Source organism: Bradyrhizobium sp. MI1.4, assembly GCF_055811315.1.
On the sequence record NZ_JBVVPP010000014.1, the window covers coordinates 133,320 to 158,579 of the forward strand.

Below are 25,260 nucleotides of genomic sequence, written 5' to 3' on the forward strand. Positions count from 1 at the left end.
TTCCTAAATTTGCTGCGCTAGCGGCTTAGGCTGACCGCCGCCGCATCCGCCGCACGGTCGTATAACTTCGCCGCAATGCCGGAGTACCATGCGCCGTACATCGAACCCGCGCCATCGCCGCTGCCTCCAGCCGCAGCCGTTGCCACGTAGGCCATCAGCGTCGCGTCTGCGAACGAGAGTTCACCGGCAAGGGCGTCAGCGAGCCCCCGCTGCAACGCTTGCTCCTCGATGGGACCAACGAGGCCGGCCGCCGCGATCTCCCGCGCTTTCTTTCTCAGCTCTTGAGCGAACGACATCACTTGCCCTTTCCGAATTTTCCAAACGCATATTCGAGCGGCGATACCTGCTCGCCATTGCTCTGCCGCGCCAGGGCGTCGATCACCCGGTTGGTCATCACGGATGGGAAGCCGGTCGCAGCCCCCAGCGAATTGGAGAGCGCCTTCGCATCGCTGCGGCTGAACTCGCTATCGACAGCGCCAACAGCCTTGCCGATCGTCCAGAGTGGCTTTGCCAAGTCGCCGGTGATCGAGCCGTAAGCGCCGCCAGCCCCGTAGCCTTGCGCCACCGATGCCATGTCTCTCACGAACGGCAACGTGCCGATCACCGAGAGCGCGGTTTTCTTGGCGAGCCAGAGCGCAAAATTCTCGTCATCGTCGCCAGTATCGCCACTGCCGAACACAGCGCCGGCAGTGGCGCTAGCAGCGGCACCGACCAAAGCCTCAACGCTGAACAGCAACACCATGTCAGTTGCCAGAGACGCCGCTTCTAGCGCCGACGCCTGGGACGCACCGTTCTCGCCAATCACCCGCTGCGCCTTTTTTCCGCGCTCGTATGCGACGTTGGCTTTCGCAAACATGTAGCTGCCGAGGGTGGAAAAGAGCTTCACGAACTCATTCTGCCGGGTCATTGTGCCGAGCGATCCGCGCTCGATGGCAGATCGATCAGTGAACAAGCCCGAGCCTTGCGCTCGTTTCACCAGATCATCAGCATGGGCCACAGCGCGGGCTTCATCGTTGCCGAACTTCCGCAAGCCCTGCTCATAGCCGGCGATCCACGTCGGGACGTCCGCCATGTGCCATTGCACCTTCTGCATCAGCCAGAAAGCGGCCGGCCCCCAATAGTCCTTCTTGAACTCCTTCCATCGAGACGGGGTCGCGCCCGAGGCGCTGCTGTCCAGGAACGCGTTCATATCCTTGTTGAACGTGGTCTGCCGCGTCGCCATGAACGGAGACTTAGTGACAGCGGCTCCCGCCGCTCCAGCGGGATCACGCATGGCTTTGGCAATGCCAACGGCCATATCCTTCTTACCGACCACCACGAACGATTGCGCAACTCCGCTCATCTGTTGAAGCGCGTTCGTCAGGTTTAGGCCAAGCTTTGCCGCAGTGAAGTTGGACCGGAGCGCCATCATTGCCGACCCGACAGCCGTGGTTGCACCAAGCTCGCCCTCAGCCGCATCCTTGAGCCACGCTTGCAGCGCATCGAAGTCGGCCGAGCGGCCGGCGTTGTCGAGCGAACCGCGCACACGGCCGTCCTGGATCAGCCGCCACGCGTTGGCGACGGGCTCGCTCATCTCCAGGTCATAGATCACCTGATTGACGTGCTTATGGAGCACCGCCATATCGAGCGACACCGGCCCGACGCCGACAGCCGCGCGCTCCTTGGTGTGACCGTTCTTCGTCTGAGCCTTACCGAATTTACCGGCAATGAGCGCGCTGGCAATGTCCAGCGTCTCACGGTCAGCTGTGATCGACGAGAGACGCGCGTCATACTTGATGGGGTAATAACCGCCGCTCAACTGCTTGCCGCCGATCGTGACCGGCGACGCCTCAACCCAGGCCGGTTCAACACCGGTCGCGCGCCGCTCGCGGGCGGCAATGTCCGCCTTGAACGTGCCGATATAGTCCCACACCGATTGAATGAAATCGGCATCCTTGGCCGTCAATCGGTCCGCCAGGACGTGGTTGATCTGGTCATCAGTGTACTTGTGCGGGTTGGCATCCCCGGACTGCTTTGTCAGTCGCGACCTGTTGCCCTCGTTGCCGGTATTGAGACCGAGCGCGATCAACTCCCATTTCGAGAGCGACTGGCCCAGCTCGGGCAGGAACATTCGGGTTGCCATCGCCCGCCGCTCCTCTTTCGTGTAAACCGAATAGAGCCCTTCCAGCGCCTTCGCGGCATCCTGCTTGCGAACTATCAATCGGTTCTGCGCCGCGTCGATCGGAGCTTTCATCGCCTGATAGGCGTCGCCCTGGTCCTTGAAGCCATCGATCTCGCGCAGCAACGTCGTCGCGTTCAACACGCTGTTGAGATAGTTGCTGGCGAGGTTGCGCAGATGCTCGGCCCCGGTGCGGACGCGGCCAGGAGGGCGCTTTGGCAAATGCTTGTCGATGCCATCGGTGATCGCATCAACGGTCGCGTTGAAATTGCGCTGATTGGTGGCGTCGATCAGGTCATTCCATCGCTTGGCGATGTGCTCCAGGTTCTTCAGGCTATCGACCACGCCGCGCAGTTCTTCCATGGCGATGGTCTTGTACGGCCTGGACAGGGCGTCCCGCATCACGCTGTCCGGGATGGCAAGCTCGTTCTCGCGCCCGGCCGCAATCATGCCGGCCACGAAGGCTGTCAGCGATCCGCGCCGACGCTCGGCCGCGCCGCTGACCTTGCGGAAATCGTACCGCTCAAGCAATTCGTCGATCGCACCGAGGTAATCGAACCCGGCGTTCTCGCGCCGGCCAGCTCCAGCGATGGCATCCCGGCTGGCTCTACCATTGAGGCGACCAACGTAGTTCTCGGCGCGCTCGACCTCATCGGCGGCTTTGCTGGCCTCCGAGTACAGGGCGTGGTTGAGCAGTTGCCGCCGCTTGGCATCGATCAGCTTGGCGACCATCTCGTTATAGCCGAGGCTGGTAGCCGTCCGCGCGCCGCCCTTGACCGTCTTGGCCTGCCCGTCCTTCCCGACAACCTCGCGATCCGGGACGGTATAGGAGGCAATCGAGGTCTCAAACTTGGCGTTATTCGCCTGGACCGCCTCAGCGACGGCGTCAACCGAGCCCTCGCCACGCACGGCGGCCCGAGCGGCCGTGCCGATCTTGCGCCGGGCCGCATCGAGCCAAATCTTCTCCCGCGTCAGCGTCGCGCCCAGGCGGGCCGCCTCGCTTGCCGCCTTGCGCTCGGCGGCTAGGTAGCGACCTGCGCTGATGGCATCCCGCACGCGCATCCGCGAAATGGTCGCCCGCGCGGTCGCCCGCGCCTCCTTCATCGTCATGGCGTTGCCGGAGCCGGCGACGTCAACGATCGACTTCAACTCGGTAGCGATCCATTGGCCGCGCTTGTCCCCGTCGTGGACCGCCTCCAGGGCCTGTTGCTCGATCTCGCCGTCGTTGAGCGCGTCGCCATGCCGGTCCCGCATCACGCGGTCGGTCTCCGCATCGATAGCCTCGTCCCGCTTTGGAGCCTTCTCCAGCGCCTTGACCATTTCGTCACCTGACGAGAAGCCGAACACGACCGCAGCATCGTCCGGGTGCACGCCGCCCTCAGCCGTGTAGATCGTCTGCTTTCCACGAGGCAGCGTCTTGAGAATACCATCGCCATAAGTCGCAACCAGATCAGCGCGCGACAGACGCACGTCAGAGATCGTCTCGGGCGGGAGATCGCCGAGCCACCGCCGATTGCCCATCCATTCCAGCACGCGATAGACGGGATAGGCATTCACATCCCGCTCGACCTCAGCGCGGACAGCCTTTCGCTCGACCTTGAACCACTTTTCTTGCTGCCGTTTAATCGGAGCCATTGTCTGGCGTAGCAGCCGCGCCTTGGCCTCCTCTTGCGCCTGATCCCGCAGCTTGAGGAATGCCGCATACTGCTCGTCCGTGAGGCCCATGCTTTCGGCCGAAGCGAACACCGGGCCGGCGTCGCCGGTCTCGGCATCAGCGCGCGCGATCTCATCATCCGTTGCAATCATCCGATCGAACACGCCGCGCAACTCGGCGGACGGCTTCACGTTGAGCGACGTTAGACGCCGGTAGACCGAGATCAGCCACGCGCGGAACTTCTCGAACGCCGAGCGCAGATCGGCGGACGGCGCTTTGCCGTCCATCAGATAGCCCTCGAACGCGCGCGCCCACTGCTCTTGGGCTCCGACGTCGATAGCGGCATCCTTCGCCGCATTCCCCGTGGATCCCTTCTCATAGGCCGCGCGGACGTCATCAGCAGTTACCGCAACACCGCCCTTGCTGGCGTCCTGGGCCACGGCAGCGGCATTCTCAAGCCACCACGCCCGCACGGTCGCGTAGCCCGCAGCAGCGTGCGCGTCAGTGCGCGCCATGTCCTGCATCACGGTCAGGAAATAGTGACCGCTCTCGTGAACGAAGGTTGACAGGTTGGCACTCTCGAACAGGCGAATGATCGTCTCGCCGTTGCCAACACCGGCAGAGGGAAGCTGGATCGACCCGCGCTGCCCGGTCCTATCGCCGGGCTGGCTGTAAGTTGTTCCGGACTGGGATGCCTCGATCGCCTGCCGGATAGCCTCATCGCTGTCATCGAGCGACACGCCGATTTCCGCTAGATGGCGCTCGAACTGGTCCAGCTCTGCCTTTCGAGCCACGGCAGGCGCGGCCGGCTCGCTTGCCGAATACTGCGGCTCGCCGCGCAGCTCGCGGTCGATCGCTTCCCACAACGGCCGCACGATATCCGGCACCTCGTGACCTTCCGCGATGGCCGTCCGATATTCGTTCGCAACCGGATCGTCAGCGAGAAAGCCCGCCTCGATCGCCGCGCGGGCGACTTCATCGGGACCATGCTTCTTGCCGCCCTTGCCGCCCAACAGATCGCTCTGTTCAGATGCCATGTCGGCGCGCGCTAGCTTCAGCGCTTTTTTGCCGTTGCGGGCGACCGTTTCAGCGTTGCGCGCCTTCAACTCGCCGCCAACGTCATTGATGCCGCCGTGCTTGTCGATGAACTCCAGGAGCGTTTGCCGCGTATCCTTAACCGACTTGCGCGACCGCGCTTCCGCAATCGTCCGGTTCAGCTCATCCACATTCTTGTACTGGATGCCTTCCGGGATCGAGCCTTGCACCTGGGGCAGCGGATATCGCTGCAACAGGTCTTTTGTGGTCATGCCCGAGCGTTCCGCCATCACCCGATAGAACGCGGGATAGAGCGTCGCCTCCGTCGTCGCTACGTCGGTCGATCGGCCGGCAGCGCGAAGTCGGGAAACCATCGTGTCTTGGATTTCCTGCTCATATGAGCGGAATTCTTCCTCATACTGGCGGACGTTCTCCGCAACCTGCCAAGCTTCCTCCATCGCGTCTTGTGCCCGCGAGTTGAACTCCTTCGCCTCAGCGGCCGTAAAGTCGTTCGGGTCGAGGCGCATGTGGTCGAGCAGGAACGCGTCGTGCTCGGAGCCGGCCATACGGGCGGCATAGGTCGCGGTCGGGATTGGGAGATCAGCGCCAGCAGCTAACGCGGCGTCGAGGTCTTCGCTGGTGACACCCTCCAGGCCATCGACAAGGGCGTGCGGGTCGATGCCGTTCGACTGGAAGTATTCAACGAACTTGTCGGCGGGCACGTAGACGTTGGCAATTGGCGTGCCTTCGGTTGCCGAGGCGACGAACTGCTGAAATTTGTCGGGCGAGCGATTGCGGAGCGCGGATGACTGGGCCTGCTTGGAGATTTCCTCCAGAGCAGCACGACGGCCATCGACGCCCTCTGCGTTCGCGGCAGCATTGCGCGATCTGGCGAGGTGCGACACGCCAGCGCCGGCTCCGGACAGGCCTAAAGTCGCGAGAGCAGTTTGCGCAACCGTGTCGCGGATGGCCGCAGGCTGCTCGGCTAGGAAGTCCTTGAACGGCTTGTCGGGATTGATCGTCACCCACTCGTTGAGGTTCTGAAAGAGCGTTGTCACCGTCTCGGTGGGAAGCTCGGTCGCAAGCTGGCCCATCAGGATGCGGCCAAATCCAGCGCCCTTGCTGACGTCGCCCAGCAACCGGCCGACTGGCAGGCGCTCAAGCATCACCTCAGCAGCGGCGTCCAGCGCACCATAGGAAAGCGCCCGAGGCGCAGAAAGGCCACTCTCAAGGCCCTTCTGAGTGGACTGGCCGCCCTGCACAACCGCCCCAGGCGCGAGATATGCGCTCATGACAGCAGGCACAGCAGCGCCATCGGTGAGCACGGACGCGACAATGCCGGGCGTCATGAGGCCGATGGATTGCGACGCGCCTTGCACCTGCTGTTCCAACCAGGACGGGGCAGGACCGGCAATGGTCTTGGTGTTACGTTCGGCATCTCGCGCTCGGGCAAGCAGGTATTCACTGACAGGGTTCTTGCCCGGCAAAGCAGCGACGCCAGCGCCAACGCCATAGACGCCCTGCCCGAAGGCGGGGACAGCCGACGCGATGCCGCGCGGAATGACGAGGCTGCGCTCCCACCAAGACAGCCCTTCCAAATCGTCCTTGGCGATCGTGGCGTTGTCGGGATTGCGCAGCCATTCCGTGAGGCGCGGCGCGCTCGACAGGATCGTCCGGTTCTTCTCCCGCTCGACCGCCTGCTGAAACACCGGTCGATATTCCGACACCATCGGCGCGGGCGGAACCGGGTTGCCCGTCACCTTGCCGAACTCGCTGGCAAGGTTCAGATCGCCGGCAAATTCGTCAGGCGAAGTGGTCGCGCTGTCGAGCACGACCTGAGCGGAGGCCGCCTGCTGCTCAGCTTGCTGCTGCTGCCGCTGGGCCTGCCATGCTTGATAATCGCCGAGCGTGCTAAACATCTGAACTGACCTTCCCAAGAAATTCAATGTGATAACCGCGAGCGTAGCCGGTGTTACGTATGGCAATGCCGGCAGGCTCCAGGCGCTGGCGCAAACGGCAGAGAGTGACCTTGAAATCCGCATAGTTTTGTTGGGACTTCCTCGTAGTCTCAGCTCGATCCATTGCCGCGATGATCGTCTCGGTCGGAACTGGATGGCCCCTACCTTTCCAAACCGCGTTGAGAATTTGAGCTTGCAGCTTTGTAAGTCCGAGGTGATCGACCACCATATCCACGGTGGGCTCAGACACGGCCTGACTGCAACACGGACAAGGGATCGCTTTGGCCTTCATGCTCATTTACCCGAACGACGCTTGGCCTCACGGATCACGGCGCGGATGAACTCCGGCCGATTGCCGAGGCCGGTGGCTTCAAGCTGGTAAGGCAGCGCCGGCATTTTTTCGGACATCTTCTGTATCAGCCCGCGCGCTAGATCGAGGTCAGCGGCAGGAACGTCGGCAAGGTCAGCCATCCCCTTCACCATGCCTTCGGCGTTCTGTTCGGCCGTCATTGGCGCGAGTGTTGAGGAAGCCTCGTGAACGTGCCCGACGATCTCCTGCAAATCGGAGGACGGCATGCCGTGCGCCAAGGCTTCACTCAGCAGGACGTTGCCCGTCTCGGTCAGTGCGGCAGCGCGATCGCCATCGCCGCCAAGTCGCACGGCCTCAGCCAGCGCATCGAGGCGCTCGATGCTGTCGCGTTCTGCCGGGGCGGCCTCGACCTCAGGCTTGGCGACGTCGGACTTGGCAACCTCGACAGTAGCGGGAGGCGACATCGGCGCTGCGGCCTTGACCTCGGTCGGGAACAGCAGCGCGGCAGCGTCCGCCTGGGGCGGCGCTCCGGCCGCTGCCGATGGTGCGGCGACGGCGGGCGCTTTGGGCGCATCACTCGGAAAAAGCACATGGGCAGCATCGGATGACATGGGCATTCCTCAGATATCGTCGTTGCTCAAGAGGTCTGCCCACGCCTTGGCCGCAACATCAGCGACCGCGCGCGTCTGACCGAACTTATCCGTCCCGTTGCAAAACGCGGTCAACGACGAAATTGCGAAATTGCCGAGGTTCTTCCTGCCAACGATGGCATCACTGGGCGGTGCTGATGCCTCATTTAAAGCCATCCAAATTTCGCGCTCGGTTGCGGAGATGCCGGCGAACACCGTCTTGAACTCTGCAACGAGTTCGTCGGCACGCGCCGCGAGCTTCACGATGGCGGCCGCGCGGTCCTGTGCCACCTCCAGATGGCGGGCACGGTACGCTGTCGCGTCCGCTTCGCTCGCTTGCCTCTGCTGCTCGACGACGCTGGCCCTTGCGCGTTCCAGGATAACCAAATCGGCGCGGATTTGACCGATCGACGAATTAGCCGACGCAAGCGAGGCGACCGCGTCTTGATCACCCGAAACGGCGGGAAGCGCGAGATCACGCGCATCCTGCTCAAGCTCCGATAGCCGGTCGCGCGCAGCTGCAATCTGCCTGTCAAGCTGCACGACTGTGATTAATGATGCGGTCATATCAGCTCACTCCACTCCACGCCGCCGCCGCGAGCGCTGCGACGGTTTGCGTCATTGAGGCGTCGCCCATCTTGGTCCGCGCGTATTCGGCCAACCGACGCCGGCCGACACGCACGTCATGTCCTGCGAACGGCTGCTGTTGCGCGATGTCGAGTTCGGCCGCGTCGATCAAAGCCTTGGCAGCGTTGAACTGCCCGATGAGTGTGTCGAGAACGGCGGCCTGCGCTTGGATGGTTGCGATGTTGGCAGCGATTGTTGCCATAATAGAACCTTTCGTTTCTTTTCAGGTTAGAGGGTCGTAATCGGAGTTGGCGGTGCCCCCGAACGACGGCCAGGGAGCCGGCTCGGGCGCGGTGATCGGCTTGTAAGTCGGCTTGGGCGGTGGAGGTGGTGAAGGCGGAGGTGGAGCGGCGGGCGCTGGCGGCTCTGCCGGCGCGGGCGCAGCGCTCACCTCGCGCGCGACCTTTGCCGGAAGAACCGTCAGAGGTGCGCTATTCTGCTTCTCTCGAAGCTTCGCGCGCGCAATGCGATCGGCCAGCTGCTCGACGCCGTTGACCGCAACCACATCCTGAAAGGCGTTCACCCGGATGTGCTTGCCGATCAACTCCAGCCGGCGCAGGCGATCGCTGAGTTTAATTTTCTTGACGTAGCCGACCTGTCGGCGCTCCTCACCCGAGCCCTCGAACAACGCGTCAACTTCCACACCGGCAACGAGGCCTTGCCTCCAGATTTCTGGCCACTCCTCGATCGGCTTGAGGTCGCCCTTCGCGTCGTACAGGTCGGCAAGATCGGCCTCGGCCTCATCAACGAGGCGGCGCAGCATCCAATCGGCGTCGATTTCCGTTCGCTCGGAGCGTTGGAGTTTGGCAGCGTCGATCGCGGCTATGACGCCGGCATGGCCCAACAACTGCGACCCTTGCTCCTGCGCACTGCGCTGGCTGTAGCCGGCGCGGATCGCGGCCTTAGTCGCATTCAAGTCCAGCAAATATTCCTGGACGAACCGGGCTTGTTTCGGCGTGAGGGCTGACGTGATGGCATCGGAGTTCATGATTTCCGATGCCTAAGCGACGAAAGGTTGTCGCTACCACTCGGCATAAGTTTTCATAAGGAGGCGAGTGCATCCGCCAACATTGTCAGGAAAGCTTGATGCCACTCCTCATCATCAGACAGCTCCCACGCCTTCAAACTGGCGGCGTAGCGGCTCAGAGCAATGACACCAGCCGTCGTGACGGGCTTCGAGCGGATGAGGACGCTTGCATGCTCCGCGAGAGCCATCCTCCGTTCCGCGCTTATTTCGTCGGCCGCATCAAACTCTGGGCCTTCATCGAGCTTCGCGGATACTGAGACTGCTGCATCAAGCTGCGCGGACAGTTCTCGGTGGCGTTCGATCACGGAGAAGATCGGATCAAGCTGAGACATTGGATTTCTTTCCTGGCTTGTGGATGGGGTTTCGGGGGTTTCGAGGGTTTGTTTCAACCACCTTCTGGGAAGTGTCATGTATGCACGTGTATATAACCGGCTCTACTGACAGTTTCCGCGTTAGGGTTGGGAGAAACCCTTGATACCCGTGAAACCCAAGGGGCGAGGAATTCCAATTTTGTTTGCGGCCGGCAACAAAAAACCCGGCCAAGGCCGGGTCTCTCCAGATCAATGAAAATGCGACCGATCACCAATTCTGATCGGCCTGTCCCCCTACTTGCCAGACCAGACCATTGCCGTCTGTTCCAACTCGCTCAATCGAGCGCCCTCCAACGATCGTGCCGCGAAAGCGCGCGAGATAACGGCCGAAACTCTTCGTGGAAAAGACGCCATTGCGCACGATGAACGCGGCGAACACCTCTCGCAACTCCGGACTCTCGGCGACCTTGTGCGCAATTTCGCGAACCGTAAACCTGCCGGTCGGCAGCGCTTCCATGATCTCCGATAGCTCCGCTTTCTCCGGATCGTCTGCCCGCATTGCATCGACATCGCCCCGGCAGTCGCCCATGCCGAGCCAGATCAGCGCCGATCGCACGGTATCTGACCAATCCTCGAACGAACCCATGGGCGAGGCTTGGCTTGGAGCACCGGCAGAGAGGTACGCGCGAACAACGGTCAGCGCGGCGGCGACCAGCTCGGAGCGCTTCCGCAGCGCGACGCCCGTCGCATCCCGGTCAAACCGGCGCTCGTCGGGCCGTTCGCATTTGGCATCAAGCCGAATACGGACTGAGCGGCGGTTCAAGTCACCATGGATCGAGAGATTGTTGCCCGTTGCGCAGATGAGAGCGGTTGAAGGGATGCGCACATTCTTGGATGCGCCCAGCACCCGAACCTGAACTTCCTCCTGGGTGAGAAGCTGGCAAAGCTGATCGCTACGCAGAATGTGCGTCACGTTGTCGATGCTGATGATCTGATCGCCCGCGAGCGCCGCAGCGCCGATCCGCTTCTCGAGTTCGGCCTCGTCCTGCGTCGGGGTGACCACTGCTGCCTTGCGGCCGGTCGCCAAGATGGCTGCGATGTCTACCAGGAGGCTCTTTCCGGTCCCGGCCGCAGGCGCGGTCACGGTGAACATCGGAACCGTTCTTAGGCTGGGACGCATGACACTCGTTATGAGCAGCGCCAGGGCCGCAGCGAGGTCGGAGTTATCGACGAAGGGAAACCCGTCGATCGGCTCTACCAGCACATCGAGGGCTTTGGCCGCCTCGCGTTTAGACGGATTTTCAGGAACCTGCCTCCAGATGCGATCCCCGACTAGCAGGAGGCCAGTGGCCTTATCATAGCCGGGCGTGCTCAGAACGGTCCCGTCATGCCGCAACGTCGGCGCGCTGATTATGGCCCGCAGGCGCGGCACGGTCCAGCCATGGCCCTTACTCGCGAGGATCATGCGAGCGACTTCGGTGGGACAATCACACGGCACATACTTGTCGGCGCGCCCGTCCCATTTCACAAACATGGAGTGGCGCGTAAGCGTCTCGACTAGAGCAACGTCAGAGAGGGTGGCGATGATCACCGTCCCATCGGGGCGATCGACGTTTTCGCCCTGTTTTGCGACGCTGAGTGTGCGCGCCGGCATGCTGTACGTGACAGCCCGCACAAGATCATCGCCACGAGCGTAGATGCCGAGCGCAGGGTTCGAAAGGACGGCCATCGCCCCGTCAACGGTTTCGTGAATGTCCCCTTTGACGACATAGATGGGCTTGCTGGCGAGACGGTCCCCCTGGACATCGGCGGCCGGCCGGGCGGATGCGACCGCACCGGCAAGCGCGACGGGGTCTACGGCAGTCGGCTGGGGCGGCGTCCACGGCCGCACCGTCTCACGCATGAACTGATCGAGGCGGCCCTTGTCCCAGCCGTCGCGGATCGCATCGGCCGCGTCCCAGCCTTTCGGCGGATCGTCGCGCATGACATCCATCACGCGCACCGTACAGCCGAGGCCGACCAGGATCGCGGCAATCTCGCTCGCGGTTGTGAGACCCGGCGCATCAGCGTCGGGCCAGATCACGACGTTGCGCCGGCCGAGCGGCGTCCAGTCGGTATGCTTCACGCCTTGCGTTCCGCCCGCCCAGGACAGGACCGTTCGCCCCGTGGCCGATGCCAACGCGTCGCGGCACTTTTCATCCGCGACGACGATTACCTGCTTTGCATCGCCGAGCGTCTCCAACCCGTATAGCGGGAGGGCTTCAAGAGCATTCATCTTCAATCATCGCCTACAGAGGAGCCGCCTGAAGTTCCTACGGCGCTCCGCGAGCTGTCGGTGGAGCGCGTCGTAACGGCTGTAGACTTCCTCCTGCAAGCCGAGACGTTGCACCACGCGGATCAAGCGCTGTTGCGTTTCCTCAGTGTCGCAGGGATGATCGAAGCCGTCGTAGAGAAAGCGTGACTTCCTGAGGGAGAAGATAGGCGGATGCCGAGAGTCGCCCATTGGCAGGACAATAACGGCTCCGTCTGGCTGCTTCCGGCACAGCGGATAGAGCCGGCCGTCAAAAATTAGCAGCGCCCCGCCCGGTTCAGTGACCCAGCCCTTTGGGAAAAATACCCACTTGTGTACTCGATGTAGACGTCTCGCCTTGTCCGCGATGCGCGGATCGATTGCGTCGAATGGATCAAGATCAGTATCGGTGACGAGCCAATCTGTCGGAGGAACGTGAGCGTTCATCGTATGCCCTTACATCTTGTAAGAGCGGTCGCCGTGTTCTAAGATCGCAATGCCAATCACGATGAACGCGGTGCCGCCCCGGTTTCGGAAACGAAGCTGGGGCTTTTTTCATTTGCCCCAGCGCTGATCAGGCGGCTTCGCTGGTTGATCTCATTGGCACAGACAGAACCGACGCTACGTACGCGTCGAGATCAGCATCAGTGTAGATAGTGCGGCGAGGCCCATCCCGGCGAAAAACCGGGCCGCCCCCACTACTCGCCATTGTCGCAAGAGTTTTGGGCGTGCGCCTTACGCCATGTCGCTCGAACAGATACTTGGATGCTTCTTTTCGTGAGAAGTATCGGACGTTTTGCAGATTGCTCATCGGGATCGGGCTCCGAAAATTTGGATCGAGGCGATCATCCCTTGAGATGGTTGTTACTCAAAATTGCTCTCTAGTGCTCAACGGTGTTCAGGGAAACAACCATCTCAGGTCATGACTGGGATCGATGCTTTCGATCGACCGGAGAACAGCCGTGAGCCGCACCCGACCAGCCGCTATCCCTCCAGGATCATGGCCGCGCCGCATGCGCGCCGACCTTGCCGCTGGGTACGTCGGAGAGAAGACGGTTGACGAGTTCCTAAAGCGAGTGGGAAAAGAATATCCCCAGCCCAGAGTAGCGGACGGACGTAGGCGGCTATGGTTGATCGAAGACCTGGACATGGCGATAGCGCCGCAGGGCGGTCACAGCGACCTCGCAGAGGAACTGTGATGCTGGAGCTCCCGCGTCACGTGATCCCGAAGAAACTCGCGAGCGGCACCCTCGCCTATTATTACAACGTGCCGACGAAGTATCGCGCCCTCAAGTGCCCCGTCTCGAACGAGCCGTTGGGGACCGACTTCGCGAAAATGATCTTGCGGGCGAAGACGCTCAACGAGCAATTTGACGAGTGGGACCAAGCTCGCAAAGGAATGCTTGTGTCGCCCGGTCCGATCATGCCGAAATACGGCACCGTCGATTGGCTCTTCCGCGAATACAAGATCAGCAAGGCATACCTGGAGAAGGTGGCCGCCCGTTCACAGAGTGACTACGAATGGGCCATGGATCAGATTTGCGACATCCGGACAAAGACCGGAGATCGTATCGGTAGCCGGCCGGTCCGGACCATCAGCCCCCGCGCCGCCGACAAGCTCTACGATAAGTTTCTGGAGGGCACCGGCAAGAAGCTTGCTGCGGGAAAGCAGCGCCTGCGGACCGGGGAGAAGTTGATCGGGCTATGCCGTAAGGCGTGGCGGGTGGTCCACCGCCTCTTCCCTGAAGAATTCGACAAGGACGTTCCAAATCCGTGGACGGGCGTCACCCTCAAGGTCCGCGCCAAGGCCGTGAAACCGGCCGTTACCCGCGAAGAGGTCTACGCCTTTGCTTGGGGCGCGATCGAAAAAGGGTATCCGGAAGCTGCGGCGACCGCAGTCATCTGCTTTGAGTGGCTACAGCGTCCGGAAAACGTGGTCGGTGGCCACATGACCTGGGCCGACTATCGGGCCCAATCCGCGCCGTCCGTGATCCGGGTTGTCCACCACAAAACCGGGACGACGGCGCCTCACCCGCTGGAGGAGCAGACGGACGAGGGCCTGATCCGCTTCTATGCCGACGCCGAGGAGGTGCTGGCAAAACTGCCCCGGTTGGGCGTGGCCATGATCCTCCGCGAGCTCGGGGACGGCAACGCCAAGCTCTGGCGCTACAGCTCCCTTAACCATGTCGTGGCCCGGCTCCGGAAGAGCGTCGAAGGCGTGCCGGCGCACTTCACCTTGGACGCCTGCCGGCACGGTGGCCTGACCGAACTCGAAGAGGCGGAGCTGACGGACGGCCAAGGCCGAGCCCTATCCACCCACAAGACGCAGAAGGCGTACGAGGGGTATGCGAAGCGCACCGCCAAGCGGATGCTCTCGGCCACTCGGAAGCGCCACGCCCACGTCCTGGCGAACGAAGCGGCGACAAACGTTCAGAATGAGCAGCAGACCAGCGTTCAGAATGAAAAACAGGGGTATACAAGAAGTGCTTAAATTTCATTGGCTTAATTGGCGCGCTCGGAGAGATTCGAACTCCCGACCCTCGGAATCGAAATCCGATGCTCTATCCAGCTGAGCTACGAGCGCCCTGGCCCAGATCTTGGACCGTAACCGAGACGCCCCAGATAGCTGCTGGCGAGCCAGCAGGCCGGGCGACGTTCGGATGGGTTCGAATTAGCAGAGAGGCCGGCCAATAAAAAGCCCTTCCGGCCTCGATTCGAGACGGGTCAGACCCGCCCTCACCAGGTGCTGTTGAAGAAGCCGAAATGCGGCTGCTGCGCCATCACCATCATCGGCCGCCCTTGCTGCGGCACCGGATGCGTTCTGGCGACCTTGCGCTTGGGCTGCTGCGCCGGGGTCTGAGGAGGCTGGGCCTGCGCCTGAACTTGCGGCTGAATTTGCGTCTTGGCCTCGGTCTTCTTGACCGCAGCGGTATCGGCCTTCGCGGCCGGCGTGAATTGGGCGAACGTCTCGCGGACCCGCGCCTTGGCTGATATCTCGGTCAAAGCGGGTGACATGCTCTCCACGGGCGGCTGGGGAGCCGCGACGGCGGCGATCTTCGCCGCAGGGGCGGCAAGCGTCGGCTGACTGGTGTCGAGTACGACACGCTCCGGCAGGTGGCGATCGGACCGGATCCGAATCAACGGCTGTTCGTTGCTTCCGGTTGCGATAGCCTGCGTCACAGGCGAAGTCGGCAGAACGTAGTTCGCCGCGAACAGCAGTGCGAGCAAGGCTCCACCGACGAAGAAGAAATACCGAAAGATGGGCATTGGCCACGCTCCGCCCGCCGCATCCCCGCGTGGGCTCTCCGCCTTAACAGGCGATCATTTAATTAGTTCCTGGCCCAGCCGCTCGGTTCAAATGGCGACGCCAAGTTTTTCGGCCAACCCCCAGGACAGTAACTTTTCCGCTACCCGGCACTGCCGGCCTTAGGTCCGGCGTGCTGCCACAAGCGAACACTTCGCCTGATCGGCATTCACGTTGACGAAGCCGACAGGAATGCGCGCAAAAGTCTTGCGGCTCTTCATGCTGACCGGATCCGCCAGAACGCGGGTGCGGTCGGTGAGATGACTGCCATCACGCCGCGCAAAAGCGCAGACGATCTCGACATCCTTTACGGCATAGTCGTTGTCGTTGCGCAGCGTGAGCGTCACCAGCGCCTTCGATCCAAGGCCGCCGCGGCGCCAGGTCTGAGATGAAATCCTGATCCGGCCGAGTTCTGCCATTGTCGGAATCTGAGCTTCGGAGGCCGGCGACACGGCGACCGCATCGCGCGAAGGCGCCGTCTCGACGGCTGCCACGTCAGACCTCACCGGTTCGGCACTGTTGCCTCTGGAGACGGGGAGCAGCATCCAGATGCCGCAACCGACGATGATGGCCGCCAACAGCCACAGCAGGCCTCGCCCAAATGAAACGCTCGCGATCGTCACCGCCCGCGCCAGTCGTTCGCCGGTCCCGGCGAATCGCCCTAACCCGATGCGGTCAAACCCAGCGCTCATGGTTGCCTCACCGATCGCAGCGGAAGCACGTTTCGACAACGGATTCGGCCACTGCTTACTTAATCCGGAAGGCGAACTAAGGTTCCCGCGCAGCTGCCGAGTCGGCAAGAGCGGTGGCGGTCACGGGCCGAGCCCGCTAACATGCGCTGCAACATCAAGACCCGTCGGGAGACCATGAAATGCCAGTCGTCACTTGGGATCACGTCCATCTGCGCAGCCCTGATCCGGAGGCCACGGCGGCCTGGCTGCGGGACATCCTTGGTGGCGAGATCGTGCAAGCGCCCGGACGGATCGACGTGAATCTCGGAGGCGCAAGGATCTTCATTGCTCCACTCGAGGGCGACAACGTGGTCAACCCGCCGCCGCCGCACCCGCATCAGGGCCTCGACCATTTCGGTCTCACGGTGAAGGACATCGACGCCGTCGCCGCCGAGATCAAGGCCAAGGGCGTCACATTCACACGCGAACCGACCACGATCCGCCCCGGCGTGCGCATCTGCTTCATCCGCGGACCCGAAGGCATCTCCATCGAGCTGCTCGAGCGCGACAAGAAATACACCTGATAAGGCGCGCGCCGCATCGGCTCACCGGTCGTCGTGCCGCCCGGTGCGCCTAAGTCATGCTACCGGGCATGAATCAGCGGACGGCGACGCCCATGTAGCCGTAGATCGGCCAGACCATGGTGCGTCCCAGTCGGTGTCCGAGAGCGCCGAGCCGTCGGCATCGGAGCAACAAGGCCCCTTGCCGCTTCGCAGTCCGTCGAACCAGGCCTTCAATTCGGCATTGGCGTTGACGAACTGGCCGCGGTCGCGCGCGTGGCCGAAGGGGGCCGCGAGTGCGATCAGGGCCAGGACGCATGCTAGGCTCGCCACGGTTCGCCAGCATGCCGCGCCGCCGATCCGCCGTTGTCGTGTTTCGCAAATCGTGGGACGCACACTGTACAGACGCGGCTTCTCGCCGCTGGAATCGATCCAGTTGCTCACGTTTGTCTTGCTCCAGCACCCCGCGGCCAGTGCAACAATGGTTATGCATTTCGCGGGCCAACTTGATTCGCAACGACTGGCCTCGCTTCATGATCAGACCGTCATGGCAGTGTCATAGACAAGCCGGGACAATTACGGCTCACGGGCAAGCTCGCAAGGTCGGCGGCCAAACTGCCGCGTTGCGTGGCCGCATGCCCTTTGGCATAAATGCCTACCGGCTACGCCATTGGGCGATGGCGGCCGGCCTCGGGACGTTATGAAGAACGGCCTCTATTCGATTCACGTGAACCTGCTCGATGGTCGGGTCGGCAAGGGCAGCGGCGTGATTCTTTTTCGCGACGGCAAGATTCTTGGCGGCGATGCGTACCTCTATTACACCGGCAGCTACACGGTGAAGGACAACACCTTCAAGGGTGAGGTGCTGGTCCAGCGTCACACCTCGCCGCGGGGCGACGACAATCCGCTGTTCGGCGGGCCTGCCGCGGTCGGCATCGGTGTCAGCGGCACGTTCACGGAGACGCGCGGGGACATGACGGGCACCGCGCTGGTCGGCAAGGCCAGCCAGATTTTCGGCGCGACGCTGCACAAGCTTGCGGAGGTCGACTAGGACTTCGGTTCTGATTGAATCAACCAAAGCTCTCAATTGTTGATTCGACGCGTTTTCATCACGCGAACGGCATCCACTTCGCTCGAAAACCGCTAGCTATTCGGCGGCCTGCTCGAGCGGCGCCACGCGCGGCAGGATGATCTGGATACGTGTGCCGCTGCCCGGTTCGGAATCCAGATCGAGCCGTCCGCCGAGCCTGTTCGTGACGATGCTGTAGACGATGTGCAGCCCGAGGCCGGTGCCGCCCTGATCGCGCCGCGTCGTGAAGAACGGATCGAAGGCACGGCGGCGGACGTCGAGCGACATGCCGCAGCCATTGTCGGAGAAGATGATCTCGACATTGTCCTTGCCGGACTCGCGCACCTGGATGTCGATGGTCCCCGGCCGGCCGTCCGGGAAGGCGTGCGCCACCGCGTTGAGAAACAGATTGGTCAGCACCTGGCCGTAGGGTCCGGGATAGCTGTTCATGGTCAGATCAGGCTGGCACTCGACGTTGAGCGTCAGATTGTGCTTGCGAAGGCCGGGCCGCAGACTCATCACCACCTGCTCGGTGAGGTCACCGAGATCGAAGCTGCGCTGGTCCGAATAGTTGCGGTCGGCGGCGACCTGCTTGAACGACTGGATCAGCTCGGCGGCGCGATTGAGATTGGCGACGAGCTGCGAGGACGCGTCGCGGCTGGTATGGAGAAAGTCGTTGAGCGTGGAGCGGCGCAGCTCGCCGCGTTCGACTTCGGCGGTGAACATCGCGGTCTTGCGCTCCAACGCGGAGGCGACAGTGAGGCTGATGCCGACGGGATTGTTGACCTCGTGCGCGACGCCGGCGACGAGGCGCCCGAGCGCGGCCAGCTTCTCCGCCTCGATCAGCGAGGCCTGGGTCTCGCGCAGATTGCGCAGCGCGGTCTCGGCGGATTCCTTGGCTTTCCGCATCTCCTGCTCGCCGCGCTTGCGCTCGCCGATGTCGAGCGCCACGGTGACGATCCGCTCGATCTCGCCTTCGGCATCGAGCAACGGCAGCTTGTTGACGAGCCATTGCCGCATGTGGCCGGAAGAATCAATGTACTCCTCTTCGTAGAAGCCGAGGCCCTTTCGCAGCGTCAGCACGCGCTTGTCGCTCTCGTCGGACTTGGCCGCACCGTAGCGCGACATCAGGTCGGCCGTGGTGCGGCCGAGCGCATCGCCGGGCTCGATTCCGAAGATGCCGGCCATGTAACGGTTCATCAGCACGTAGCGCAGGTCGCGGTCCTTGACGTTGATGACCGCTGGCACGGTGTCGATGACCTGCTGGAGCAGGCGCCGTCCTTCGGCAATGGCGTCTTCCGCGCGCTTCTGGTCGGTAATGTCGCGCAGCGTGCCCTCATAGCGGACGATGTTGCCCGCCTCGTCGCGGACGCCGGTGGCACTGTCGGACAGCCACAGGATGTCGCCGCCGCGCTGGCGCACCTGGTATTCGAACTCGCGCACCATGCCATCGCGTGCCATCAGCCGCTGATATTCGACGCGAGCCTCGGGATTGACGTAGATGGTGTGGGCGATGTCGTTGATGCTGTCGATGAGGTCTTTGGGGCTGTCATAGCCCATCATCCGCGCCAGCGCCGGATTGGCGTTGAGGAGGTCGCCGGCCGGCGTCGTGACATAGATGCCGTCGACCGAGCCCTCGAACAGTTTCCGGTAGCTCTCTTCGGCAAGGCGTTGCTCGGTCAGTGCGCGCACCGCCGCCTCGCGTGCCGTGTCGGCTTCCTCCAGCGCACGGCGGAACACTTCGGCCGCCCGCGCGATGTCGCCGATCTCGTTGTCGAGGTCGGCGGACGGGATCGAGGTGTTCTTCTCGCCGGCTGCGAGCGCGCGGATCGACCGCGCGATCTGGGCGAGCGGACGGACCGTCCGCCGCACCACGAAGCCGGCCGCGAGAATGCCGATCAGCACACCGATGGTACCGAGCACGATGCTCTGCCAGCGCGCCTCCGTCAGCGTGCGGGCAAAGTCGCGCGACAGCACGTGACCGCGCCGGGCGCTGACCTCGCGCAGCAATTCGGTGACGCGGCCGATCAGCCGACCCTCGGTTCCCAGCACCTCGCGGTCGATGTCGGCGATCTGCCGTTCACGGACCGCGACCGCGATGATCGCCTCGGCGTACTCGTTGACCGCCGATCTGAGCTTGGGATCAGTGACGCCCATCGCCCGCATGCTCTGCGCCGCCTGCTCGGCCGCGGACGGGTTGCGCGCAAGCAACCCAAGCGCGATCCGGCTCTGCGCTTCCGACAGGCGGGACGCCAGCTCTCGGTCCGCAGTGCCGGAGACAGCTGCGTCGAACTGGTCGCGGAGCGGCGGCAGCCCGGCAAGCAGCTGGGCGCGGCGGTCGATCAAGGTCGAGATCCGCTCCAGGCCGCTGCGATAGGTCGCAAGCCGCTCGCTGACGCCGTCGATCATATCCTGCTGCTCGGGCACGAGCTCGATGCGGGTCTTCTTCAGGATGTCACTGAGCGTCGAAGCCGCCTCGCCCACCTGCTTGAACTGGATGCCGGCGCCAGGGTCGGTGACGAAGTCGCGCGCGGCGAGCCGCAGCTCGTTCATGCGGCGGTCGATGTCCTCGGCGAGGTCGCCGACGCTCTGCAGCCGCTGCAACTCGGCGAAGGTCGTGTCGATGTGCCGGATCGCGATCACGCTAGCGGTCGAGGTGACGATGATCACCGCCAGCACCAGAAGGAAGCTGCCGAACGTGAGCTGGCCGATGGAGAGCGAGAATGTTCGCTTTTTCTCAGGGGTCGGCGTCAATTCGGCGGACATTGGTGATGTGTGGACCGGGCCATTGGAGCTCCAATATACGACGTATTGCAGTCCCGGGGGAACATGCGTCTGGCCGCCGAATATCCTTAATGTTGAAGCCCTACCGGCCTCCTTGGCCCCGGTTTTATGACGTTTTGACGCCGGCCGGCCGCCGGGCCGGGATGGTCATGGCGGCGACGCCGAGGACGACGCAGGCAAGGCCGATCCAGGCGGTCCGGCTCAGGCTCTCGCCGAGGAAGGCGACGCTGATGGCAACCCCGATCGGCACGCGGAGATAGGCCTGCGCGGTGGTGCCGACCGAGCCCAGGGTCTGGATCAGGCGGAAATAGATCACGAAGGCCGCGGCCGTCGAGAAGGTCGCCAGCGCGAGCAGCGCCAGCACGGAACTCAGCGAGGGCGACAGCGTCCAGGGCTGCTCGACGATGAGCGAGGCCGGGAGCAGCGCCGCCGCCCCCGCCAGCAACGAGCCGGCCGCGGGCGCCATGGGATCGAGGCCCTTGAAGCCGCGACCGAAGATCGCGGCGCAGGCGTAGCAGATGGTGGCGGCAACGATCGCGGCCTCCGCGACGAGGCCGCTTCCAACATTATGGAAGGCATCGACGCCGACGATCAGCAGGATGCCGGCCATACCAGCGACCACCCCGACCAGCTTTCGCGGTGTCGTCGCCTCGTGACGCGTCACGACCGCCGTGAGCAGGAAGGTGAAGATCGGGCCGGCCGAGTTGAGGATGGTCGCAAGCGCGGCATCGACGTGGCGCTCGCCCCAGGCGATCAATGTCCAGGGGATCACGCTATTGAGCACGGCCTGGAAGGCGAAGCGTTGCCAGGTCGCGGCATCCGTCGGCAGCCTGATGCCCCGCGCCCACATGATCGCGAGCAGCAGCAGGCCCGCAATCGTGGTGCGCGCCGCGATCAGCGTGATCGGAGGAATGGTGGCGACGCCGAGCTTGATGAAGGTGTAGGAGCCGCCCCAGAGCGTTGCGAGCGCCAGCAGCAGCGCCAGCTCGACGGCGATGTTGTTGTCCTGCCGATTGCCCTGTCGGTTGTCCATGTCGCGCGCTCGATCCCGTTGTCAGGGACGGAACCTAGCGCGTCTGCCCTCGCCGATACTTCGCTTTGTATCGAAGTGTCCTAGCCGATGGCCCCGACCTCGAACACCTCACCGTCATAGCCGGCCTCGCGGGGAATGCGGAGCTGACGGCCGGTTTCGGTCTTGGTCATGACAGGCATCACCGTCACGACGGACATGCCGCGGGCGTGCTCGAGCGCTGCGCTCACGCTGCCCTGCTTGGCGAGCCGGATCAAATTGCGCGTTGTCGGGAACGGCAGCTTGAAGCGGCCGCTCTCGCCGCCCTCCACCGCCTCGCGCGGCGAGACCCAGATCGAGTCGGTCGACTCCCGGCCATCATGCGCGCCGAGCTGGTCGGGCGGTGCTGCCGCAAGGAAGAACCAGGTGTCGAAACGTTTTGGCATCCCCTCGGGCGTGATCCAGTGTGCGTAAGGCACCAGCGTATCGAGCGCGAGCTGGAGGCCGTTGTCGGCCAGAATGCTCAGGAAGCTGATCTTGTGCTCGTTGAGCGCGACGCGATGCGCATCGGCGATTTCGCCGGCGCGCTTGGCATCAACAGGCGTGCCCGAGTCCTTCGAGCGCGCCAGCAGGATGCCGCTTTCCTCAAAGGTCTCGCGGATCGCGGCGATCCGAAAGCCGCGGTCCGCTTCACTCAGCCCCTCGCCGCCCGAATACAGGTCGGAGCGCTTGACGATCTCCTGATCGCCGGCATCGACGCTGCCACCAGGAAACACCAGCGCGCCCGAATTGAACTCGATCTGATGATGGCGAACCATCATGAAGACTTCGATTTCGTCGCGGCTCTTGCCGTCGACCGTCACGCCGTCGCGCAGCAGGAGGATCGTCGACGCAGGGCGTGATGCTGATGCCTCGGCCATTCGACTAACCTGCGGCGCTGGATTGCGGGCCGAGATTGGCGCGCTTGTCGACGCGGGCGACGCGCGACAGCAGGTAATCGACCTCCGCCTTCGCCATCGGGGTGATGGTGGCGCCGGGCTTGCGTTGGGCGCTGGAGGCAATGATGCCGCGCTTCTGCAGCACGTATTTGCGCACGGCAAGGCCCGCGCCGGGCTGCTGCTCGTAGCGGATCAGCGGCAGATGCGCGTCGAACAGATCATGGGCGGCGTCGCGCTTGCCTTCCTTCGAAAGCCGCACGACGTCGATCAGGAGTTCGGGGAAGGCATAGCCGGTCATGGCGCCGTCGGCGCCGCGCTCCATCTCGAAGTCCAGAAAGAGCCCGCCATTGCCGCAGAGGATCGAAAGCGGCCGCAGCGAGCCGTCCTTCTGGAAATTGCGCAGCGTCGAGATCTTTTCCAGCCCCGGCCAGTCCTCGTGCTTGAGCATCACGCAGTTCGGATTGTCGGTGACGATCTTGCGGATCACGGCCGGGGTGAACACCACCGACAAGGTCAGCGGATAGTCCTGGAGCACCCAGGGCACGTCGGGGCCGATGGCCTCGGCCGCCTGCTTGTAATAGCCGACGATCTGGTCGTCGGTCCGCAACGACGGCGGCGGCGCGATCATGACGCCGGCCGCGCCCGCATCCATCGAGGCCTTCGCCAGCGAGCGCATGGTGGCAAAGCCCGGCGCGGAGACGCCGACGATCACCTGCATCTTCTTGGCGCGCTTGACGAAGCGTACCGCCACCTGTTCGGCCTCGGCGGCATCGAGCTTCGGGGCCTCACCGAGGATGCCCAGCACAGTGACGCCGTCGCAGCCGACCTCCTCGTAGGAATCGGTCAGGCGGTCGATCGAGCGCTCGTCGATCCGGCCGTCATCGTGGAACGGCGTCGGCGCGATTGCGAAGGTGCCCTTGGCGTCGGCGGTAAGTTTCATCGTTGTCCTTGTTTCTCTCTGTCGATGGCTAAAACCGCCGCGCCCCCATCTTGATCTGCTCTTCGGAGAAGAATATCTCCTTGGCATGATCGGCGATGTCCTGGGCCTTCCAGCCCGTGTGCGGCGGCTTCCAGCCGTCCATTTCCATCATCCGCATTTCGCGCACGCCGCGGGGCCCGGACACGCCCAGCACCTTGCCGGTCTGGTCACCGGACAAGTCGCTGACCATGTATAGCACGGCCGGCGCGATGCCGTCCGGACCCAGCGCCGCACCGGGGTTCTCCTTATAGCGGGGCAGGTCTGCGGTCATGCGGGTCAGCGCGCCCGGCGCAAGCGTCCAAATCCGGATGTTGTATTTGCGGCCCTCGATCGCCAGCACGTTGGACAGGCCCCAGATGCCGCCCTTGGCCGCGCCGTAATTGCTCTGACCGAAATTGCCGATCAGGCCCGAGGTCGAGGAGGTGTTGACGATGACGCCGCCGCCATTTTCCCGCATCCAGCGAAATACCGGCATGGTGCAACAAAAGGTGCCCTTCAGATGCACCTTGATGACCTTGTCCCAGTCGGACTCAGACGCCTTGGCGAAGGTCTGGTCGCGCAGAATGCCGGCATTGTTGACGAGGATGTCGGCGCGGCCGAAATGCTTGATGGCGTCGTCGAACACCGACTGGCCGCCTTCCATGGTGGAGATGTCGGCGCCGTTGGCGACCGCCTTGCCGCCTTCGGCCTTGATCGCATCCACCACGAGCTGCGCCATCGATGTGTCGGCGCCGGAGCCGTCACGGGGCCCACCGAGGTCGTTGACGACGACGGAGGCCCCTTCCCGCGCGAACAGCTTTGCGTAGGCCTCACCGAGCCCCCCGCCCGCGCCGGTGATCAGCGCAACCTTGCCGTCGAGTAGTCCCATGGTGGCTCTCCCTGTTTTGTTCTTTTGCTCCGTCATGGCCGGGCCTGTCCCGGCCATCCACGAACTTGATCGCCAACCGCGCGAAGAACGTGGATGCCCGGGACAAGCCCGGGCATGACGAAATAACTCAGAGCGCGTCGAGCGGCATCATCACCCCAGCACCGTCTTGCCGTTCTTGATCACAGTGACGCCGCGCGACTTTACCTTGGCTTCGAACGAGATCACGCTGCCGTCCTTCCAGAGGTCCATGGTCACGGTCTCGCCGGGATAGACCGGCGAGGAGAACCGCGCGACGTGCTGGCGGAAGGCGGAAGCGTCGTAATCGGCATAGGTCTGGAGCACGCCGCGGCAGGTGATGCCGTACGTGCACATGCCGTGCAGGATCGGACGTGGGAAGCCGGCCTTCTTCGCGAACTCAGGGTCGGAGTGCAGCGGGTTGCGATCGCCGCAGAGACGATAGACCAGCGCCTGGTCGGGACGCGTCACGATGTCGATGGTCGTGTCGGGTGCGCGGGACGGGCTCTTGTGCGGATCCGGCTGGGTCAGGTTCGGCCCGCCAAAGCCGCCGTCGCCGCGGGCGAAGCGGGAGGCGACCAGAGTTGCCAGCTTCTCGCCCTTCTCGTTCTTGAGCACGGTCTGATGGCTGATGACCACGCCCTTGTCCTTGCCCTTGTCGTAGACTTCGACCACGGAGGAATCGGCGGTGATGTGCGCGGCGACCGGCAGTGGCTGGTGGAAGGTGATGTCGCGCTCGCCGTCCACCACCATCACGCGGTTGAGGTTCATCTCGCCAGGCCCCGCGCCCCACGCGGCGACGGATGCAAAAGTCGGCACCACCTTGAGCGGTCGCGGCGTCAGCGTGCCCTCGTTGACGAAGGCGAGCTCGTTCTCGTCCATCGGATCGGCGCCAAGCCCAATGCCGTAGGCATAGAGCATCACTTCGCGGTCGGTGTAGGCATATTTCTGGCCGAGGTTGTTGAGGCCTTTGAGTTCGTCGTATCTGGCGGACATTTTTGTTGTTTCCTCCCGGCAGTTTCAGCGAATGGCGGCGCCCATTGATGCGCCCTCTCCCCTTGCGG

Annotated in this window: 21 protein-coding genes, 1 tRNA gene and 1 pseudogene; 3 read left to right on the top strand and 20 right to left on the bottom strand. The window is 63.4% G+C overall.

Annotation, left to right across the window (positions count from 1 at the left end):
- Window positions 1–17: 17 nt before the first annotated feature.
- From AC0L23_RS18510 to AC0L23_RS18555, 10 genes are all read right to left on the bottom strand, one after another.
- Window positions 18–296, bottom strand: coding sequence for a hypothetical protein (locus AC0L23_RS18510; RefSeq protein ID WP_473357190.1), 279 nt, complete (start codon window positions 294–296; stop codon window positions 18–20).
- Window positions 296–6,766: a hypothetical protein gene (locus AC0L23_RS18515; RefSeq protein WP_473357191.1), complete on the bottom strand. Its 6,471-nt coding sequence runs from the start codon at window positions 6,764–6,766 to the stop codon at window positions 296–298. Before AC0L23_RS18515 ends, AC0L23_RS18510 begins: the two co-directional genes overlap by 1 nt.
- Window positions 6,759–7,040 carry a hypothetical protein gene (locus AC0L23_RS18520; RefSeq protein ID WP_473357192.1) on the bottom strand — a complete coding sequence of 94 codons (282 nt, stop codon included), beginning with the start codon at window positions 7,038–7,040 and terminating at the stop codon, window positions 6,759–6,761. Before AC0L23_RS18520 ends, AC0L23_RS18515 begins: the two co-directional genes overlap by 8 nt.
- A 59-nt stretch (window positions 7,041–7,099) precedes the next feature.
- Window positions 7,100–7,726 (bottom strand): hypothetical protein, encoded by a 627-nt coding sequence (locus tag AC0L23_RS18525; RefSeq protein WP_473357193.1) that lies wholly within the window; start codon window positions 7,724–7,726, stop codon window positions 7,100–7,102.
- Window positions 7,727–7,735: 9 nt separating this feature from the next.
- Window positions 7,736–8,311 (bottom strand): hypothetical protein, encoded by a 576-nt coding sequence (locus AC0L23_RS18530; RefSeq protein WP_473357194.1) that lies wholly within the window; start codon window positions 8,309–8,311, stop codon window positions 7,736–7,738.
- Between the two features lies 1 nt (window position 8,312).
- Window positions 8,313–8,573: a hypothetical protein gene (locus AC0L23_RS18535; protein ID WP_473357195.1), complete on the bottom strand. Its 261-nt coding sequence runs from the start codon at window positions 8,571–8,573 to the stop codon at window positions 8,313–8,315.
- A gap of 21 nt (window positions 8,574–8,594) precedes the next feature.
- A complete protein-coding gene (locus tag AC0L23_RS18540; RefSeq protein WP_473357196.1) occupies window positions 8,595–9,359 on the bottom strand; it encodes a terminase small subunit in 765 nt (254 codons plus the stop codon).
- A 53-nt stretch (window positions 9,360–9,412) separates the two neighbouring features.
- Entirely contained in the window at window positions 9,413–9,730 is a 318-nt protein-coding gene (locus AC0L23_RS18545) for a hypothetical protein (protein ID WP_473357197.1), read from the bottom strand.
- 247 nt (window positions 9,731–9,977) lie between these two features.
- Entirely contained in the window at window positions 9,978–11,984 is a 2,007-nt protein-coding gene (locus tag AC0L23_RS18550) for a hypothetical protein (RefSeq protein WP_473357198.1), read from the bottom strand.
- Window positions 11,985–11,990: 6 nt separating this feature from the next.
- Window positions 11,991–12,446, bottom strand: coding sequence for a hypothetical protein (locus AC0L23_RS18555; RefSeq protein ID WP_473357199.1), 456 nt, complete (start codon window positions 12,444–12,446; stop codon window positions 11,991–11,993).
- A 751-nt stretch (window positions 12,447–13,197) separates the two neighbouring features.
- On the opposite strand from AC0L23_RS18555, the gene AC0L23_RS18560 reads away from it, so the two are divergent.
- Window positions 13,198–14,490 carry a hypothetical protein gene (locus tag AC0L23_RS18560; protein ID WP_473357200.1) on the top strand — a complete coding sequence of 431 codons (1,293 nt, stop codon included), beginning with the start codon at window positions 13,198–13,200 and terminating at the stop codon, window positions 14,488–14,490.
- A gap of 16 nt (window positions 14,491–14,506) precedes the next feature.
- Here the strand turns inward: AC0L23_RS18560 and AC0L23_RS18565 are convergent.
- The 3 genes from AC0L23_RS18565 to AC0L23_RS18575 form a co-directional block, all read right to left on the bottom strand.
- A tRNA-Arg gene (locus AC0L23_RS18565) sits at window positions 14,507–14,583 on the bottom strand.
- A 152-nt stretch (window positions 14,584–14,735) separates the two neighbouring features.
- Complete coding sequence (locus AC0L23_RS18570) at window positions 14,736–15,266, bottom strand: hypothetical protein (protein ID WP_473298482.1); 531 nt, start codon at window positions 15,264–15,266, stop codon at window positions 14,736–14,738.
- Window positions 15,267–15,425: 159 nt separating this feature from the next.
- On the bottom strand, window positions 15,426–15,995 hold the full coding sequence (locus AC0L23_RS18575) for a hypothetical protein (RefSeq protein ID WP_018455286.1): 570 nt from the start codon (window positions 15,993–15,995) through the stop codon (window positions 15,426–15,428).
- Window positions 15,996–16,174: 179 nt separating this feature from the next.
- Here AC0L23_RS18575 and AC0L23_RS18580 point away from each other — a divergent pair, with 179 nt between their 5' ends.
- Window positions 16,175–16,558 (top strand): VOC family protein, encoded by a 384-nt coding sequence (locus AC0L23_RS18580; RefSeq protein WP_085351313.1) that lies wholly within the window; start codon window positions 16,175–16,177, stop codon window positions 16,556–16,558.
- A 73-nt stretch (window positions 16,559–16,631) separates the two neighbouring features.
- On the opposite strand, the pseudogene AC0L23_RS18585 reads toward AC0L23_RS18580, so the two are convergent.
- Window positions 16,632–16,978 (bottom strand): annotated as a pseudogene (locus AC0L23_RS18585) (hypothetical protein).
- Window positions 16,979–17,234: 256 nt separating this feature from the next.
- On the opposite strand from AC0L23_RS18585, the gene AC0L23_RS18590 reads away from it, so the two are divergent.
- Window positions 17,235–17,585, top strand: a complete 351-nt coding sequence (locus AC0L23_RS18590; protein ID WP_018455289.1) for a GrlR family regulatory protein — start codon at window positions 17,235–17,237, stop codon at window positions 17,583–17,585.
- Window positions 17,586–17,681: 96 nt separating this feature from the next.
- On the opposite strand, the gene AC0L23_RS18595 is transcribed toward AC0L23_RS18590, so the two are convergent.
- From AC0L23_RS18595 to AC0L23_RS18620, 6 genes are all read right to left on the bottom strand, one after another.
- A complete protein-coding gene (locus AC0L23_RS18595) occupies window positions 17,682–20,369 on the bottom strand; it encodes a PAS domain S-box protein (protein WP_018455290.1) in 2,688 nt (895 codons plus the stop codon).
- A 124-nt stretch (window positions 20,370–20,493) separates the two neighbouring features.
- Entirely contained in the window at window positions 20,494–21,420 is a 927-nt protein-coding gene (locus tag AC0L23_RS18600; protein WP_446480678.1) for a DMT family transporter, read from the bottom strand.
- An 80-nt stretch (window positions 21,421–21,500) separates the two neighbouring features.
- Window positions 21,501–22,316, bottom strand: a complete 816-nt coding sequence (locus AC0L23_RS18605; protein WP_204511498.1) for an NUDIX hydrolase — start codon at window positions 22,314–22,316, stop codon at window positions 21,501–21,503.
- Between the two features lie 4 nt (window positions 22,317–22,320).
- On the bottom strand, window positions 22,321–23,274 hold the full coding sequence (locus tag AC0L23_RS18610; RefSeq protein ID WP_473298488.1) for a dihydrodipicolinate synthase family protein: 954 nt from the start codon (window positions 23,272–23,274) through the stop codon (window positions 22,321–22,323).
- A 28-nt stretch (window positions 23,275–23,302) separates the two neighbouring features.
- Window positions 23,303–24,181, bottom strand: coding sequence for an SDR family oxidoreductase (locus tag AC0L23_RS18615; RefSeq protein ID WP_018455294.1), 879 nt, complete (start codon window positions 24,179–24,181; stop codon window positions 23,303–23,305).
- Between the two features lie 150 nt (window positions 24,182–24,331).
- Entirely contained in the window at window positions 24,332–25,192 is an 861-nt protein-coding gene (locus AC0L23_RS18620; RefSeq protein WP_473298492.1) for a MaoC family dehydratase, read from the bottom strand.
- Between the last annotated feature and the right edge of the window lie 68 nt (window positions 25,193–25,260).

Coding starts and splice junctions, on each gene's coding strand:
- AC0L23_RS18510 (WP_473357190.1), bottom strand. CDS start 296: ATGTCGTTCGCTCAAGAGCTGAGAAAGAAAGCGCGGGAGATCGCGGCG.
- AC0L23_RS18515 (WP_473357191.1), bottom strand. CDS start 6,766: ATGTTTAGCACGCTCGGCGATTATCAAGCATGGCAGGCCCAGCGGCAG.
- AC0L23_RS18525 (WP_473357193.1), bottom strand. CDS start 7,726: ATGTCATCCGATGCTGCCCATGTGCTTTTTCCGAGTGATGCGCCCAAA.
- AC0L23_RS18530 (WP_473357194.1), bottom strand. CDS start 8,311: ATGACCGCATCATTAATCACAGTCGTGCAGCTTGACAGGCAGATTGCA.
- AC0L23_RS18535 (WP_473357195.1), bottom strand. CDS start 8,573: ATGGCAACAATCGCTGCCAACATCGCAACCATCCAAGCGCAGGCCGCC.
- AC0L23_RS18540 (WP_473357196.1), bottom strand. CDS start 9,359: ATGAACTCCGATGCCATCACGTCAGCCCTCACGCCGAAACAAGCCCGG.
- AC0L23_RS18545 (WP_473357197.1), bottom strand. CDS start 9,730: ATGTCTCAGCTTGATCCGATCTTCTCCGTGATCGAACGCCACCGAGAA.
- AC0L23_RS18550 (WP_473357198.1), bottom strand. CDS start 11,984: ATGAATGCTCTTGAAGCCCTCCCGCTATACGGGTTGGAGACGCTCGGC.
- AC0L23_RS18555 (WP_473357199.1), bottom strand. CDS start 12,446: ATGAACGCTCACGTTCCTCCGACAGATTGGCTCGTCACCGATACTGAT.
- AC0L23_RS18560 (WP_473357200.1), top strand. CDS start 13,198: ATGCTGGAGCTCCCGCGTCACGTGATCCCGAAGAAACTCGCGAGCGGC.
- AC0L23_RS18570 (WP_473298482.1), bottom strand. CDS start 15,266: ATGCCCATCTTTCGGTATTTCTTCTTCGTCGGTGGAGCCTTGCTCGCA.
- AC0L23_RS18575 (WP_018455286.1), bottom strand. CDS start 15,995: ATGAGCGCTGGGTTTGACCGCATCGGGTTAGGGCGATTCGCCGGGACC.
- AC0L23_RS18580 (WP_085351313.1), top strand. CDS start 16,175: ATGCCAGTCGTCACTTGGGATCACGTCCATCTGCGCAGCCCTGATCCG.
- AC0L23_RS18590 (WP_018455289.1), top strand. CDS start 17,235: ATGAAGAACGGCCTCTATTCGATTCACGTGAACCTGCTCGATGGTCGG.
- AC0L23_RS18595 (WP_018455290.1), bottom strand. CDS start 20,369: ATGTCCGCCGAATTGACGCCGACCCCTGAGAAAAAGCGAACATTCTCG.
- AC0L23_RS18600 (WP_446480678.1), bottom strand. CDS start 21,420: ATGGACAACCGACAGGGCAATCGGCAGGACAACAACATCGCCGTCGAG.
- AC0L23_RS18605 (WP_204511498.1), bottom strand. CDS start 22,316: ATGGCCGAGGCATCAGCATCACGCCCTGCGTCGACGATCCTCCTGCTG.
- AC0L23_RS18610 (WP_473298488.1), bottom strand. CDS start 23,274: ATGAAACTTACCGCCGACGCCAAGGGCACCTTCGCAATCGCGCCGACG.
- AC0L23_RS18615 (WP_018455294.1), bottom strand. CDS start 24,181: ATGGGACTACTCGACGGCAAGGTTGCGCTGATCACCGGCGCGGGCGGG.
- AC0L23_RS18620 (WP_473298492.1), bottom strand. CDS start 25,192: ATGTCCGCCAGATACGACGAACTCAAAGGCCTCAACAACCTCGGCCAG.